Origin of the sequence: Vitiosangium sp. GDMCC 1.1324 (genome assembly GCF_003044305.1) — a bacterium.
GTDB lineage: Bacteria > Myxococcota > Myxococcia > Myxococcales > Myxococcaceae > Archangium.
Window position 1 is genome coordinate 1 of sequence record NZ_PZOX01000051.1, and the last position, 15,919, is coordinate 15,919.

7 protein-coding genes are annotated in these 15,919 nt (G+C 68.7%); all 7 read right to left on the minus strand.

Annotated features, from left to right (window positions below; translation table 11 throughout):
• On the minus strand, positions 1-262 hold a 262-nt coding region (locus DAT35_RS57255), incomplete at its 3' end, for a GTP-binding protein (RefSeq protein ID WP_233262082.1).
• Complete coding sequence (cysD, locus tag DAT35_RS57260; RefSeq protein ID WP_108077905.1) at positions 262-1,167, minus strand: sulfate adenylyltransferase subunit CysD; 906 nt, start codon at positions 1,165-1,167, stop codon at positions 262-264. The genes cysD and DAT35_RS57255, both read right to left, overlap by 1 nt.
• A complete protein-coding gene (locus DAT35_RS57265; protein ID WP_233262317.1) occupies positions 1,164-1,427 on the minus strand; it encodes a phosphopantetheine-binding protein in 264 nt (87 codons plus the stop codon). The genes cysD and DAT35_RS57265 overlap by 4 nt, the downstream gene beginning before the upstream one ends.
• Before the next feature lie 127 nt (positions 1,428-1,554).
• Positions 1,555-2,790: an HlyD family secretion protein gene (locus DAT35_RS57270; protein ID WP_108077906.1), complete on the minus strand. Its 1,236-nt coding sequence runs from the start codon at positions 2,788-2,790 to the stop codon at positions 1,555-1,557.
• A gap of 6 nt (positions 2,791-2,796) precedes the next feature.
• A complete protein-coding gene (locus DAT35_RS57275) occupies positions 2,797-4,434 on the minus strand; it encodes a DHA2 family efflux MFS transporter permease subunit (RefSeq protein ID WP_108077907.1) in 1,638 nt (545 codons plus the stop codon).
• A complete protein-coding gene (locus DAT35_RS57280; protein ID WP_108077908.1) occupies positions 4,427-8,098 on the minus strand; it encodes a type I polyketide synthase in 3,672 nt (1,223 codons plus the stop codon). The genes DAT35_RS57275 and DAT35_RS57280 overlap by 8 nt, the downstream gene beginning before the upstream one ends.
• Before the next feature lie 12 nt (positions 8,099-8,110).
• Positions 8,111-15,919, minus strand: coding sequence for a non-ribosomal peptide synthetase (locus tag DAT35_RS57285; RefSeq protein ID WP_108077909.1), 7,809 nt, complete (start codon positions 15,917-15,919; stop codon positions 8,111-8,113).

Genomic DNA, 15,919 nt, shown 5'->3' on the forward strand with positions numbered 1-15,919 from the left:
TGTCCGCGATGATGAACTTGCGCCGGGGCGTGGCGAAGTAGCGGTAGGCCACGTCGATGGTGATGCCCTGCTCGCGCTCGGCACGCAGCCCGTCCATGAGCAGCGCCAGGTTGACGTACTCATCCCCTCGAGCCTTGCTGGTGCGCTCCACGGCCGTGAGTTGATCTTCGAAGATGGACTTGGTGTCGTAGAGCAGCCGGCCGATGAGCGTGCTCTTCCCATCATCAACCGAGCCAGCCGTGGCGAACCTGAGCAGCTCCATTAGAAGTATCCCTCGCGCTTACGGTCTTCCATGGCCGTCTCGCTGAACTTGTCATCGGCGCGGCTCGCGCCACGCTCGGTGACGCGCGAGGCCGACACCTCTTGAATCACCTGCTCCACCGTGGAAGCGGTGGACTCGACGCAGGCGGTGCACGTCATGTCGCCCACGGTGCGGAAACGCACCTCGGCGGTGGTGGCCTGCTCACCCGGGAGCAGAGGCAGGTAGGGAGAACACGCCATGAGCATGCCATCGCGGCGGAACACCTCGCGCCGGTGGCTGAAGTAGATGGAGGGGAGCGGAATGCGCTCCTGGGCGATGTACTGCCAGATGTCCATCTCGGTCCAGTTGGACAGAGGGAAGACGCGGATGTGCTCACCGCGGCGGTGGCGGCCGTTGTAGAGGCTCCACAGCTCGGGGCGCTGGTTCTTGGGGTCCCACTGACCGAACTCGTCGCGGAAGGAGAAGACGCGCTCCTTGGCGCGGGCCTTCTCCTCGTCGCGGCGGGCGCCTCCGAAGACGGCGTCGAACTGGTGCTTCTCGATGGCGTCCAGCAGCGGGGCCGTCTGCAGGCGGTTGCGGGAGGCCCGAGGGCCCTTCTCCTCCACCAGCCGGCCCGAGTCGATGAACTCCTGCACCGAGGCCACTTCCAGCCGGGCGCCCAGGGCGGCCGCGCGCTGATCTCGGTACTCGAGGACCTCGGGGAAGTTGTGGCCGGTGTCCACGTGCAGCAGCGGGAAAGGGAGAGGGGCCGGAGCGAAAGCCTTCTCAGCCAGCCACAGCATCACCGCTGAGTCCTTCCCTCCCGAGAACAGGAGACCGGGCCGGGCAAACTCGGCCACCACCTCACGGATGATGAAGATGGACTCGGCCTCCAGGGCCTGGAGGTGAGACAACTCATAACTCATCTCCCGTCCTCCGCCTGTTCCTCGACCAATTGCTCGCAGAGGGAGGCCACATCCCCGAGGGTGTTGAACAGCTCGCCCATGGTCGGGCGGACCCCCAGGTCCTCCTCGATCCGATTGGCGAGCATGGTCGCGAGCAGGGAATTCCCGCCGAGCGAGATGAAATGATCCGCCCGTCCGATCTCCGGAAGGCCGAGCAACTCACTCCAATAACCGGCGAGCTTCTGCTCCATCTGCGTGCTGGGGGGATGATCGATGCTCACGGAGTTTTCCTCTGAAAATGTTGAACGTTGACTGCCATTCCTGAACGGCCCATCACCTAACACATTCACAGACAACCAAACAAGCCAACAAAAGACATATTTCCCCGCACAACAACGATTGACAGTGTCAATGGCTGGCGGTGAAGACAGTGACTTCCGCGGACAGGCCGGCTTGCAAGGGCAGTTCCTCGGGTGTGTCCTTCCAGGAGATGCGCACGGGGACTCGCTGCACCACCTTCACGAAGTTGCCCGAGGCATTGTCCGGCGGCAGCAGCGAGAAGCTGGCCCCCGTGCCACCAGAGAGGCTCTCCACCAGGCCCGTCAACGTCCGGCCCGGAAAGGCATCCACCTTCACCTCGACCCGCTGGCCCGGACGGATGTGTCCCACCTGGGTCTCCTTGAAGTTGGCGATGACGTACGTTCGCGGAGGCACGAGCCTCGCCACCGGCTGCCCCGCCGACAGGAGCTGCCCCTCGCGGATGGTCAACTTGGACACCTGCCCGTCCGCGGGTGCGATGACGCGGGTGTACTCGAGCTGCAGCCGGGCCTGCTCCAGCGCGGCCTCGGCGGCGGTCACCCGGGCGTGGGCCAGCTCGGCGCTGGCGCGAGCCACGGCGATCTTCGCGTCTACCGGAGCGTTCTGATCGAACTGGCCCTGGGCCTCGGCCACCTTGCTGAGCGCGACCTGCCGGGACTGCTCGACCGCGGAGAGCTGCGCGCGAGCCCCCGCCAGCGATGCCTGCGCGGCCTCGTGGGCGGCCCGGGCGTCGTCGAGCTCCTGCTGGGAGGCAACCTCCGACTTCCGCAACTGCTCCACGCGCTCGAGTTCCAGCGTGCTGCGCTGCGCCTCGGTCTCCGCGCGAGCCACGGCCGCGCGAGCCACCTCCACCTGGGCCTCGGCACTGCTCACCGCCGCCGTGCTGGTGGACACCACGGCTCGCGCGGTGGATCGGCCGCCCCGGGCACTGGCCTCCGCCACGGCCACCTGTGCATCCGCCGCCTGCGCCTGCGCCCGGGCGGAGACCCACTCGGCCTCGGCCTGCTTGACACGGACGGAGTACTCGCGCGGGTCGACCTCCACCAGCACATCGCCCTTCTTCACCCGGGCGTTGTCCTCCACGTGGACGCGCAGCACCGGACCGCCCACACGGGCGTTGATCGGCACCATGTCCGCCTGCACCTGCGCGTTGTCGGTGACTTCCTGCCCGCGCGTGAGCAGCACATAGCCGCCAATGCCCGCCAGCACCGCCACCATGACCGTCCCCAGGACGATCGCGCCCCGGCGGCCCCGGCTCTTGCGCTGGAGCTCCTCGGGGGCTGGGGCGGGCGCGTCCTTCTCCACCAATCGGGGTGTTGCACTCATCTCGCGTCAGACCTCCACATCCATGTGAACTTCCTTCTGCGCTTCTTCCGGGGATGCCTGCCGGGGCTTGTGGCCCGGCGAGAGCCAGAGGAAGCCCAGCAACGGCAGCGCCACGGCGAACAGCAGGGCGGACAGCGTGAAGAGCTGGTTGAAGGCTAGCAACGCGGCCTGACGTTGCAGGGTGCCCGCCAGCAGGCGAAGACCGCCCTCGGTGGCCTCGAACCCCTCGATGCCGCCCGCCACGAGCCCGCTCACGGCCGCGGAGAGCCGCTCGGGCAGCTCCGGGCGCTCGGCCACCATGTGGGCGGAGAGCCCCACCTGGGCCTGCGCGGTGTAGCGCGTCATCAGGGTGGCGAAGAGGGCCAGGCCCACCGAGCTGCCGATCTGCCGCATCAGCGCGTTGAGGCCGGCGGCGTCCGCCATCCGGGCGCGCTCCACCTTGTCGAACACCACGATGTTGAGCGGCACGAAGAGCAGGCTGGTGCCCAGCCCCTGGAGCATGACCGCCGCCATGATGTCTTCCCTGCCGGTGTCCAGGGAGACGTCCACCATGCGGTAGACGCCCAGGCCGATGATGAACAGGCCCACGGCGATGAGCACCCGCGGAGAGATCCGGTTGTACAGGCGCCCGACGATGGGCATCACCGCGATCATCACCAGCGTGCGCGGCATGAGCGCCATGCCCGACTGCATGGCCGTGAAGCCGAGCATCTCCTGCATGAAGAGGGGCATCAGGAAGCTGTTGGCGATGAGGATGAAGAACATCACCGCACCGAGCACCGCGCCCGAGGCGAACACCGGCTCCTTGAAGAGGCGCAGCTCCACCGCGGGAGCCACGGCGGAGAGCTCCCGCAGCACGAAGGCCGCCAGGGTGAAGCACGCCACCAGGGTGCAGACGGTGATCTCCGTGGACTCGAACCAGTCCTGGCGCTGGCCCTCCTCGAGCACGAACTGGAGCGTGGCCAGTCCCACCCACATCAGCCCGATGCCGGCCCAGTCCATGTTGCGGCGCTGGAGCGCGGCGGCGGCCCGGTTGGCGGCCAGCACATCCTCTGGTTCCTCGACGAAGCGCCACACCAGCAGGAAGCCGATCAGCCCGATGGGGAGGTTGATGAAGAAGATCCACGACCAGTGGAAGTTGTCGACGATGTAGCCACCGAGCGTGGGGCCGACGGCGGGGCCCACGGTGATCACCACCGAGAAGACGCCCATGGCCATGCCCTGCTCCTCGGGAGGCCAGGTCTGGCGGAGGATGGCCTGCTCGGTGGGGATGAGTGCGCCCGCGCCCAGGCCCTGCAACGCGCGGAAGAAGACCAGCAGGGGCAGGTTCGAGGCCAGGCCGCACAGGAACGAGCTGAGGATGAAGAGCGCCAGGCACGACAGGTACGTGCGCTTCTGACCGAAGAGCCGGCTGAAGAAGCCGGTGAGCGGCAACACCAGCACCGTGGCGATGATGAAGCTGGTGCTCGTCCAGGTGATCTCCTGCACGGTGGCGCCAATCGAGCTGCGGATCTGCGACATGGCCACGTTGACGATGGCCGAGTCGACGGTGGCCATCAGAGTGCCGAAGGACACCGACAAGGTGATGAGCCACTTGTCCATCGCCGTCCTTGCGGCGGGAACGGTCGCGGCGGCTTCAGACATGGGCTCTCTCCAGACAGGCCCGGATCCGCGCCGCCAGACCTTCCGCATGCGGCGGGAGGAGCATGCTCTCGTGATTTCCGGGGACGACCTCGACGCGCACCGCCGAGCACCGGTCGATCCACCCCAGCTCCAGATGGTCCGGGAGGCTGGGGATGAGCTCGGCGGCCCGGAAGAACTGCAGCTCCCCTGCCTCCCAGCGAGGTGCCGGGTACTGGAACATGGCCCCCAGGTTGACCCTCCACGCCCGGAGCAGCCGGCGGCCCTGCTCGGGGTCGGAGAACCCGGTGTCGCCCCCCACCCGCGCCACCGCGAGCAGCTCGGCATCATTCGCGGGCGGCGCGGGCAGGCGCCCCGGGCCAGGAGAGTCGAGCAGCGCGCACAACGGCACCGCGTGCCCCTCGGCGGACAGGCGGCGTCCCATCTCGTACGCGAGCATTCCTCCGAAGGACGCGCCCACCAGCAGGTACGGGCCCGAGGGCTGCACCGTACGCAGAAGTTCGAGATAGTGCGCCGCCATCTCCTCCACCGTGGCGAGCGTCGGCCCCCCGTCCTCCAGCACGGGCGACTCGAAGCCGTAGGCCGGCCGCGAGGGATCGATGAGCCTCGCCAGCTCCCGGTAGAAGAACGTCTGCCCCCCGGCCGCGTGCGGGAAGAAGAGCGGTGGCCCGCGCTCCCCCTCCTGGAGCCGCACGAGGCAGCTCGCACGGGCAGGCGCAACCGTTTCGCGCGTGCCGCCGAGCTTCTCCGCCAGCGCGGCGATCGTCGGCGACTCCACCAGGACCTTCAGCGGCAGCCGGACGCCCAGGTGCTGGGAGATCAGCGCCGTCAGGCGCAGTCCCATGAGCGAGTCGCCGCCGAGCGCGAAGAAGTCATCCTGGATGCCGATCTCCTCGATGCGGAACAGTTCCCGGAAGCACTCGACCAGCGCGCGCTCGGTCTCGTTGCGCGCTGGCGCGGGAGGTCCACCCTTGCGTGGGGACCTCGCGCTCACGGAAGGCCGGGGCGAGGGGCGCCGCTCCCCAGGTGCGGTGCTGGCGGGGGCACCGGGTGCCGCGGGTTCAATCCAGTACCGTTCCCGGTCGAAGCTGTAGGTGGGCAACGCCACCCGGCGGCGGTGCTCCCCAGCGCGGAAACGCTCCCAGTCGATCGGAACTCCCGCGAGCCATGCCTCCCCGAGCGGAGCCAAAGCACTGGCCGGCTGTGAGGCCCCACCTGGAAGGGTGGCGATCACCGGCTGCGAGGTGCGGGCCGGGTGCTGCCGCGCGAACGAGCCCAGCGTGGAGCCCGGCCCGACTTCGATCAACGCCCGCTCTCCGGTAGCGAGCAGGAGCGACAGCGCATCGGAGAACCGGACCGTGTCGCGCAGGTGGCGGACCCAGTACGTGGGGTCTGTCGCCTCGCGCTCGCTCAGCCAGCGCCCGGTGGCGCTCGACAGGAGCGGGAGCTTCGGAGGCCGCAGCTTCACCCGATCCACCGCCCGCGCGAAGTCGGACAGGTAGGGGTCGAGCATCGCCGAGTGGGCCGCCCTCGCGTAGCGCACCCGCTTGAACGAGATCTCACGCGCCGCGAGCACCTTCTCGAGGGACTCGATGGCATCGGGCGGCCCCGAGAGGACACACGTGGAAGGACCGTTGATCGCGGCGACGGACAGCGCCGGGCCGAGCAACTCGGAGACCTCCTCCACCGGCGCGAGCACCGAGACCATGGCACCCGGCGGCATCTGCTCCGCCATCCGGGCGCGCACGGCCATGAGGGAGCAGGCCTCCTCGAGCGTGAAGACACCCGCCAGACACGCCGCGACGTACTCGCCCAGCGAGTGGCCGAGCAGTGCTTCGGGCTGCACGCCCCAGGAGAGCCAGAGCTGCGCCATCGCCCAGTCACACGCGAACAGCGCGCTCTGCACCCACAGGGGCCGGTCGAGCTCACGGGTAGCGGCATCGACGCGCTCGGGTCCCGCGAACATCACCTCCCGGAGATCTCCGCCGAGCGGACCCCGCATCAGCCCGGCGCACCGGTCGAGGGCCTCCCGGAAGGCCGGCTCTCGGAGGAAGGCGGTCCCCATGTTCACCCGCTGCGAGCCTCCTCCGGGAAAGAGGAAGACCGCCCCGCGCCGCTCGGCCTCGTCGAGCCCGGTGCGCACCCGCTCCGAGTCGCGTCTGGAGAGTAGGGCCGCCGTCTCCTCGGGGCGACTGCCAATGACGAAGCGCCTCCACGAGAAGCGGGCGCGCCCGGTCTGGAGGGTGTGCGCCACGTCCGCGAGCCGCTCACTTCCGGCCGCGCCAAGGTGCTCGGCGAGCTCGGTGGTCATCCGGTCCAGCGCGGCCTCGGACTTCGCCGACAGGAGCAGCAGTTCCTCGTCGCGCCGGGGTGGGTCGCTCGGAACGGAGGGGGCCTCTTCCAGCACGGCATGGGCATTGGTGCCACCGATGCCGAACGAGCTCACCCCCGCGCGCAGAGGCGCCGGACCCGCCCACAGAGCAGGCCTGGACACCACGTAGAACGGGCTGCCCTCGAGCCCGAGCTGGGGATTGGGCGCGGTGAAGTGCAGGGTCGGCGGCAGCGTGCGGTTCTCGACCGCCAGCACCGCCTTGATGAGTCCGGTGACTCCGGCCGCCACGTCCAGGTGCCCGATGTTGCTCTTCACCGAGCCGAGGCCGCACGAGCCCGGAGACACCTCGCGGAACACCTGCTTGAGCGCGGCGACCTCGATCGGGTCCCCGAGCGGCGTGCCGGTGCCATGCGCCTCGATGTACGAGATGGAGTGCGGATCGACACCGGCCACCGCTTGCGCCTCGGAGATGACCGCGGCCTGTCCCGGCACGGAGGGCGCGGAGAACCCGGTCTTGGAGCTCCCGTCGTTGTTGATGGCCGTGCCGAGAATGACGGCGCGAATCGGATCCCGATCCGCGAGCGCGTCGGCGAGCCGCTTGAGCACGACGACGCCGGCACCGTTGCCGCCCACTGTGCCGGCCGCTCGGACATCGAAGGGGCGGCAGTGCCCGTCGGGCGAGAGGATGCCGCCTTCCTGGAAGCGGTAGGGGCTCAACTGGGGAACGCGGATGGACACTCCGCCCGCGAGGGCAAGCTCGCACTCCCGGGAGAGGAGCGCCTGGCATGCGAGATGGACCGCGACCAGCGAGGTGGAACACGCGGTCTGGACGGTCAGGCTGGGGCCGGTGAGATCGAGCTCATAGGCAATGCGCGTCGCGAGGAAGTTGCCGCTGCACCCGAAGAGGCTTTCCCCGAGGCTCCTGCCACTGCGCTGCGCGTCCGGGAGCACGCTGGAGAGCAGGTAGGTGCTGAAGGAGGCTCCCGCGTAGACGCCCGCGCGCATCGGCCTGCCCCGAGGCGCATACCCGGCGGACTCGAGCGCCGACCACGCGCACTCGAGGAAGAGCCGGTGCTGAGGATCCATCTGCTCAGCCTCGCTGGGCGAGTAGCCGAAGAAGGGAGCATCGAAGCACTCGGCGCCGTCGAGCACGCCCGCGGCGGCCACCAGGCCATCGGCCGAGGGCTGGATGGAGATCGACTCCACCCCGGAGACGAGGTTGCTCCAGAACTGGCGGGAGTCCCGCGCGCCGGGGACGCGCACGGAGAGCCCCACGATGGCGATGGCCATCTCCAGGGACGGATCTGGCGTGGAGGTGTCGTGATGTTCAGTCATGTGGGTCGTTCCTCAGTTCGAGCCTGGACGTCCGCGCCGATGCTGGGCGAGCCGGCGCATGCCCTCGCGCCGGTTGCCACCCGTGGCCGAGGACTCCTCGAGAGCCGGGGGCGCGGTGACTCCCGCGAGATGCGTGGCCAGGGCGCGGACCGTGGGGAACTGGAACAGCTCGACCATGGGCACCTTGCGCCCCACCAGGGCCTCCACCCGGACGTGCACCGCCTGCAGCAGCAGCGAGTTGCCTCCCAGGTCGAAGAAGTTGTCCCCCGCTCCCACGCGATCCAACCGGAGGACCTCGGCCCAGATCGCCGCGAGCGACTGCTCGACTCCGTCCTCTGGAGCGACGAAGGACCCTCCGAACCCTGCGCGCTGCAGGTCCGGCGCGGGCAGGGCCTTGCGGTCCACCTTCCCGTTGGGCGTGAGCGGCAGCGTCTCCAGCCACACGAAGGCAGCAGGCACCATGTGCTCGGGCAACGAGCCCTTGAGGAAGGACCGCACCTCCCCCACCTCCAGGCCGACGCCCTGGCGCGGCACCACGTAGGCCACCAACCACTTGCCGTTGGGGCCGTCGTCCCTCGCCGTGACCACCACTTCCCGCACGCCCGGGTGCTTCGCCAGCGCGGCCTCGATCTCTCCCAGCTCGATGCGGAAGCCGCGCACCTTCACCTGCGAGTCCCCTCGCCCCAGGAACTCGAGGTTCCCGTCCGGGAGGTACTTCACCAGGTCTCCCGTCCGGTACAGCTTCGCGCCCGGCTCCGTGCTGAACGGGTGGGTGACGAACTTCTCCGCCGTCAGCTCGGGCCGATTCAGGTATCCGAGCGCCAGCCCGTCTCCGCCCACGTACAGCTCGCCCGCCACCCCCACGGGCACCGGTTGCAGCCGCTCGTTCAGCACGTACGCGTCCGAGTTGCTCACGGGCCTGCCAATGGGCACCGACGTCGCGCCCTCGGGCACTTCCTTCACCTCGTGCCACGTCGAGTTCGTCGTGTTCTCCGTGGGCCCATACAGGTTCAGCAGCTTCGCGTTCCCACCCTGCCGTAAGACCTCTCTCAACCGCTGCGGGTCCGCCGCCTCACCTCCGAACAGCACGTACCGCTGCGTCAGGAATGCATCCGGGCACTCGGCGGCGACCTGGTTGAAGAGCGCCGTCGTGAAGACCACCACGCTCACCTGCTTCTCACGCAGGAAGGTGGCCAGGGCCTTCGGAGACAGCGACACCTCCCTGGGCACGCCCACCAGACACCCGCCATTGAGCAATGCACCCCACAGCTCGAGATTCGACGCATCGAACGAGGTGTTGCCCATCTGGGTGAAGCGGTCCTCGGCCGTCAGCTCCGGCGAGCGGATGCCGCGGACCAGCCGGACGATGCCCCGGTGAGGGATGCACACCCCCTTGGGCCTGCCCGTCGAGCCCGACGTGTACATCACGTAGGCCAGGGACTCCGGCCCTGCCCTCTCCTCGAGGTTCTCGCCGCTCTCGTGCGCGAGCGCATCCCACGACAGCTCCACCACCCTGGCACGCGAGGAGGGAAGCTTCGAGACCAGCTCCGGCTGCGCCAGCACCACCGGCGCCGCGGTGTCCTCCAACATGAAGGCCAGACGCTCCTGGGGGTACGCCGGATCCAACGGCACGTACGCGCCACCGGCCTTCAGGATGCCGAGCATCGACGCCACCACCTCCAGCGAGCGTCCGGCACACAGGCCCACCAGCGTCCCCGAGCCCACGCCCAGCCGCCGCAGGAGCCGGGCCACCTGGTTGGCCCGCCGGTTCAGCTCCGCGTACGTGACACACTGCCCCTCGTACTCCACCGCCACGGCCTCGGGAGCGAGCGCCACCTGCTCCTCGAAGAGGGCATGGATGCTGGAGTCGCGCGGGTACTCCGTCCGCGTCTGGTTCCACTCCACCAGCACTCGCCGCCGCTCTTCCCCGGTCAGCAGGGGCAGCACCGCCACGGGCTGCTCGGGATTGGCGATGGCGCCCTCCAACAGCCGCACGTAGTGCGCCATCATGCGGTCCACGGTTTCGGCGTCGAACAGGTCGGTGTTGTACTCGACGCCGCCCTCGAGGCCGCCCGGAGTCTCCGTCAGCGACAGCGTCAGCTCGTACTTCGCCGTGCGGCCCTCCACTCCCAGCGGCTGGAGCGTCAAGCCCGGCAGCGAGAGCTCGCCGAGCGGAGCGTTCTGCAGGACGAACACCACCTGGAACAGCGGCGTGCGGCGGGTGTCTCGCGCGGGCTTCAGCTCTTCCACCAGCTTCTCGAAAGGCACCTCCTGGTGGGCGAAGGCTCCCAGCGCCATCTCCTTCACCTGCCTGAGCAGCTCCCGGAAGGGCTCCTCTCCCCGCACCTTCGCCCTCATCACCAGCATGTTGACGAAGAAGCCGATCAACCCCTCCACCTCGGTCTTGTCCCGGCCCGCGGTGGGCGAGCCCACGCTGATGTCGTCCTGCCCCGAATAGCGATGCAGCAGCGCGTGGAAGCCCGCCAGCAGCGTCATGAAGAGCGTCACGCCCTCGCTCTGGCTCAGCTTCCTCAACCCCTCCGTGAGCTCCTGGGGGATGTGCACCCGCCGTACCGCGCCCTGGTACGTCTTCGCGGAAGGCCTCGGCCTGTCCGTCGGCAGCTCCAGCGCGGGAGGCGAGTCCCTCAACTGCTCGCGCCACCATGCGATCTGGGGGCGCAGCACGCCGCTGTCGAGCCACTCCCGCTGCCACTTCGCATAGTCCGCGTACTGGATGGGCAACGCGCGCAGCGGAGACTCCTTGCCCACCACGAAGGCGCCATAGAGCGCCTTCAGCTCCCGGATGAGCACGCCCATGGACCAGCCATCCGACACGATGTGGTGCATCACCAGCACCAGCACGTGCTCCGCCTCGCCCGACTTCAGCAGCGACACCCGCAGCAGCGGCCCCCGGGTGAGATCGAAGGGACGGAGGGACTCTTCCCCCATCCACCGCTGGAGCGCTTCCTCCCGCGGGCCTTCGGGTATCCCGCTCAGGTCCACGACCGCGAGCGGCATCACTGCCTCGGGAGCAAGCACCTGCACCGCTTCAGTGCCGCCTTGCTGGAAGGTCGTCCGCAGCGACTCGTGCCGGATCACCAGCGCGTTGAAGCTGCGCTCCAGCACGGACACCTCGAGCGCGCCCTTCAACCTGAGCGCCAGGGTGATGTTGTAGAGCGGGCTGTTGGGTGCCAGCCGATCCATGAACCACAGGCGCTGCTGCGCGGAGGACAGCGGCAGGGCACCGTCTCTCGGCACCGGAACCAGCGGCGGAGCCTGAAGCACCAACTCCCGCCGCAGCAGGGCCGCGAGCCGAAGCGCCAGCTCCGCCACCGTCGGGGCCTCGAAGAGAGCGCGCACCGGCAGCTCGACGCTCAGGGCCTCTCGCAAGCGCAGCACGAGCTGCATCGCCAGCAGCGAGTGTCCTCCCAGCTCGAAGAAGTTGTCGTGCGCTCCCACGCGCTGCCGCTTCAGCAGCGACGCCCAGAGCTCCGCCAACGCCCTCTCGATTCCCGTCCGGGGCGCTACATACGCCTCATGCGCTATCCCCTCCGTTTCCGGTGCGGGGAGGGCCGCACGGTCCACCTTCCCATTGGGCGTCAGCGGCACCTGCGCCAACCGGACGATGGCCGACGGCACCATGAAGTCGGGAAGGGAGGCCTTCAGGAACTGACGCAGCTCGGACTCCGCGAGCGCCTGCTCCTTCGCCACGTAGTACGCCACCAGCCGCTTGCCTCCGAGCCCCTCGTCCCTCGCCAGGACGACCACCTCCCCCACGCCCGGGTGCTTCGCCAGCGCCGTCTCGATCTCCCCCAGCTCGATGCGGAAGCCGCGCACCTTCACCTGCGCGTCGCGCCGCGCCAGGAACTCGATGCTTCCGTCTGGCAGGTACCTCACCAGGTCCCCCGTCCGGTACAGCTTCGCGTCCGTCCCCTCGCGGAAGGGATTCGGAACGAACCTCGCCGCCGTCAGCTCCGGCCGGTTCAGGTAGCCCAGCGCCAGCCCGTCACCTCCCACGTACAGCTCACCCGACACTCCCACGGGCACCGGCTGCATGCGCTCGTCCAGAACGTACGCTTCCGAGTTCGCCAGCGGCCGGCCGATGGGCACTGACACCACGCCCTCGGCAACCTCCTTCACCTCGTGCCATGTCGAGAACGTCGTGTTCTCCGTGGGCCCGTACACGTTCAGCAGCCGCTCGGGTGGCCCCTGGCGCGACACCTCTCGCACCCACCTCGGCTCGGCCGCCTCGCCGCCGAACAGCACGTGCTTCACCGGCCGGAACGCGTCCGGGCATTCCGCCGCCACCTGATTGAAGAGCGCCGTCGTCATGAACATCGCGCTCACCTGCCTCTCGGACAGGAACGCGGCCAGCGCCTTCGGTGACAGCAGGACTTCCCGGGGCACGCCCACCACGCACCCGCCATTGAGCAGCGCGCCCCACAGCTCGAAGGTCGCCGCGTCGAAGGACGTGTTGGAGAGCTGGGCGATGCGATCCCGCTCCGTCAGGCGGACATAAGAGGTGTCACGCACCAGCCGGACGATTCCCCGGTGAGGGATGCACACGCCCTTGGGCTGGCCCGTCGAGCCCGACGTGTACATGACATACGCCAGCGCCTCGGGAGCAACCCGCTCCCCGAGGTCCTCTCCACTCTCGAGCGCGAACGTCTCTTCCAACAGCTCCACCCGCTTCGCGGCCACCGGCGGCAATCGGGAGGCCAGGTCTGGCTGCACCAACACCACCGGCACCGCCGTGTCCTCCACCATGAACGCCAGGCGCCCCGCCGGGTACGCCGCGTCCAGAGGCACATACGCACCTCCGGCCTTCAGGATGCCCAGTGTCGCCACCACCATCTCCACCGAGCGCCCCGCGCACAGCCCCACCCGGCTCCCCGCCGTGACGCCCAGGCGCCGCAGGTGCCGGGCCACCTGGTTGGCCCTCCGGTTCAGCTCCGCGTATGTCAGCCGCTGCCCGTCGTACTCCACCGCCACGGCCTCGGGCCGACGCGCCACCTGCTCCTCGAAGAGGGCGTGGACGCACGCCTGCCTCGGGTACTCCGTCCGTGTCTGATTCCACTCCGCCAGCAGCCGGTGACGCTCCTCGTCCGTCAGCAGCGGTAGCTCACCGATGCGACATCCGGGGTCCGCCACCACACCTTCCAGCAACGTCCGCAGGTTCCCGAACATCCGGGCAACCGTGGAGGCGTCGAACAGGTCGGTGTTGTACTCGACGATTCCTTCCAGCCCCTCCGCGGTCTCCCTCAGCGACAGCGTCAGATCGGTCCTCGAGGTCTGACCCCGAGGGTTCAGCGGCCGCGCTTCGATGCCCGGCAACAACAGGTCCGGCGACGGAGTGTTCTGCAGCGCGAACGACACCTGGAACAGCGGCGTGCGGCTGGTGTCGCGCTTGGGCTTCAACTCCTCCACCAGCTTCTCGAAGGGCACTTCCTGGTGGGCGAAGGCCCCCAGCGCCACCTCCTTCACCTGCCTGAGCAGCTCCCGGAAGGGCTCCTCTCCCCTCACCTTCGCCCTCATCACCAGCATGTTGATGAAGAAGCCGATCAGCCCCTCCACCTCGGTCCGGTCCCGGCCCGCGATGGGCGAGCCCACGCTGATGTCGTCCTGCCCTGAATAGCGATGCAGCAGCGCGTGGAAGCCCGCCAGCAGCGTCATGAAGAGCGTCACGCCCTCGCGCTGGCTCAACTTCCTCAGCCCCTCCACCAGCGCCTGGGGCAGGTGCAGATAATGGAGCGATCCCCGGTAGCTCTGGATCGCCGGCCTCGGCCTGTCCGTCGGCAGCTCCAGCGCGGGAGGTGCGTCCTTCAACTGCTCGCGCCACCAGTCGAGGCTCGACTCCAGCACCTCACCTCGTAGCCAGTCCCGCTGCCACTTCGCATAATCCGCGTACTGGATGGGCAGCGCTTCGAGTGGGGACTCCTTCCCCGCCATGAAGGCTTCATAGAGCGCCTTCAACTCCCGGACGAGCACCCCCATCGACCAGCCGTCCGAAACGATGTGGTGCATCACCAGCACCAGCACGTGCTCCGCCTCGCCTAGTTTCAGCAACGTCACCCGCAGCAGCGGCCCCGTGGTGAGATCGAACGGTCTCAGGACCTCCTCGTTGAACAGCCGCTGCGCCTCGTCCTCCCGAGCCTCATCGGGCAGCTCGCGCAGGTCCACCCTCCTCAGGGGCGCTTCCATCGAGGCGGAGATGACCTGGACCACGCCCTGCTCACGCTGCTCGAACGTCGTCCGCAGGGCCTCGTGCCGGTGCACCAGCTCGCGGAAGCTCCGCTCCAATGCAGCCACGTCGAGCACGCCCGTCAGGCGCAGCACCAGGGCGAGGTTGTAGATAGGGCTCTGCGGATCGAATCGATCCAGGAACCAGAGGCGCTGCTGTGCGAAGGACAGCGGCAACTGTCCGTCCCTCGGCACCGGCACCAGGGGTGGAAGCCGAAGCCCCTGCTTGCCACCCGGCAGCGACTCGAGCCGCCGCGCGAGCTCCGCCACCGTTGGGGCCTCGAAGAGCGCTCGCACAGGCAACTCCACCCCGTGCGCCTCACGCAGGCGCGACGTCACCTGCATGGCCAGCAGGGAGTGCCCGCCCAGGTCGAAGAAGTTGTCGTGTGTCCCCACGCGCCGCAGGCCCAGCAATGGTGCCCACAGGTCCGCGACGACCTGCTCCAGCTCCGTCTGGGGCGCCACGTATCCGTCCTGCGCTGTCCCCTCTACATCCGGCGTGGGCAGGGCCTTCCTGTCCACCTTGCCGCTGGGCGTCAGTGGGAACACCTCCAGACTCACAAAGACAGCCGGCACCATGTACTCGGGCAACCTCTCCTTCAGGAAGCTCTTCAGCTCCGCGGCTGCCGGCTCCTGCCCCTCCTTGCCTACGACGTACCCCACCAACTGCTTCTGTCCTGACGCTCCCTCTCTCGCCACCACCGCCACGTCCTTCACCGCCGGGTGCCTGGCCAGCGCCGCCTCCACCTCCGCCAGCTCGATTCGGAACCCTCTCACCTTCACCTGCGCGTCTCTGCGCCCCAGGAACTCAATGTTCCCGTCTGGCAGGTACCTCGCCCAGTCTCCCGTCCGGTACAGCCTCCCTCCCGGTTTGCCTCCCACCCCGTCCGCAAGGAACTTCTCCCGCGTCAGCTCCTCCCGGTGCAGGTAGCCCCTCGCCACCGCTACTCCCCCTATGTACAGCTCCCCCGCCACTCCCACCGGCACCGGCTCCCCATTTGCATCCAGCAGGTACACCCTCGTGTTCGCTATGGGCTTTCCAATGCTTGGCAGCTCCGGCCACTTCTCCGCCTCTCCCTCCAGCCGCAACGCCGTCGCCACGTGCGTCTCCGTCGGCCCGTACTGATTCTCCAGCACCCCTCCCAGCCTCTTCATCCACCCCCTCAACGCTGGCGTCACCCTCAACTGCTCTCCCGCCGTTATCACTTCCTTCAGCCTGCTCGGCGCCAGCCCCTCCCTCTCCGCCACCTCCGCCAGGTTCTGCAATGCCACGAATGGCAGGAACAGCCTCTCCACTCCGCTTCTCTCCATCCTCTCCAGCAGCCCCCTCGCCTCCAGTCTCAACTCCTCCTCAATCACCACCAGCTCTCCACCCGCTCCCCACGTCGCGAACATCTCCTGGAAGCTCACGTCGAAGCTCAGCGCCGAGAACTGCAGCGTCTTCCCCTTCCCCACCTCCGAGCGCTCCACCTGCCACCGGATGAGGTTGAGCAGTGGTCGGTGGTGCATCGCCACCCCCTTCGGCACTCCCGTCGACCCTGACGTGTAGATGACGTACGCCAGCGCCTCCGGGCCCGACAC

Bases quoted from the DNA above. Each gene is read 5' to 3' on its own strand.
- cysD (WP_108077905.1), bottom strand. From the start codon at position 1,167: ATGAGTTATGAGTTGTCTCACCTCCAGGCCCTGGAGGCCGAGTCCATC.
- DAT35_RS57270 (WP_108077906.1), bottom strand. From the start codon at position 2,790: ATGAGTGCAACACCCCGATTGGTGGAGAAGGACGCGCCCGCCCCAGCC.
- DAT35_RS57275 (WP_108077907.1), bottom strand. From the start codon at position 4,434: ATGTCTGAAGCCGCCGCGACCGTTCCCGCCGCAAGGACGGCGATGGAC.
- DAT35_RS57280 (WP_108077908.1), bottom strand. From the start codon at position 8,098: ATGACTGAACATCACGACACCTCCACGCCAGATCCGTCCCTGGAGATG.